Genomic DNA, 589 nt, shown 5'->3' with positions numbered 1-589 from the left:
AGATCGACTTTGGGCGTGGAGGTCCCGATTCGGGTGGTGTTTGACAGCCCGACGGTTGGGAAGCTGGCACAGCAACTGGACACTCAAGCCGAAGTCCGTGACGCGGTTCGTAGCGTTGACAGGTCGGGTCCGGTAGCACTGTCTTTCGCTCAGCAACGCTTGTGGTTTGTTCATCAACTGGAGGGGCCGTCGCCCACGTACAACATTGCGTTTGCGTTGAGAATGACTGGTGTGCTCAACCATTGGGCGCTGCGCGATGCATTGAACGATGTTGCACTTCGGCATGAAGCGTTGCGTACGATCTTCGTATCTGACGAAGGGGTGCCGACTCAGCACGTCGTGGATAGTGCTCTAGCGTCGGTTCCGGTCGAGGTTGTCGGGGTCGAAGACCACTCGTTGGAGGATCTCGTACAAGCTGCGGCGCTCTACGAGTTCGATCTGTCACGTGAGATTCCGCTACGTGCACGTTTGATTGAGCTCACGGACAGCAATGCGGTCTTGACGATCGTACTCCACCATATTGCGGGTGATGGGTGGTCGTTGGTCCCATTGTTGCGGGACTTGGGGATTGCGTACCGGGCGCGTGTGT

General features: G+C 57.4%; 1 protein-coding gene. It reads left to right on the top strand.

The genetic code is table 11. The features are described from left to right. Positions 1-15: 15 nt before the first annotated feature. Positions 16-589 (top strand): condensation domain-containing protein (locus tag HCA61_RS25870; protein ID WP_169691057.1); only part of this gene is annotated, 574 nt, incomplete at its 3' end.

This window comes from Rhodococcus sp. HNM0563 (assembly GCF_012726195.1).
Taxonomy (GTDB): Bacteria; Actinomycetota; Actinomycetes; order Mycobacteriales; family Mycobacteriaceae; genus Rhodococcus.
Note: the sequence above shows the minus strand (reverse complement) of the source record. Positions and strands in the feature narration are given on the sequence as shown.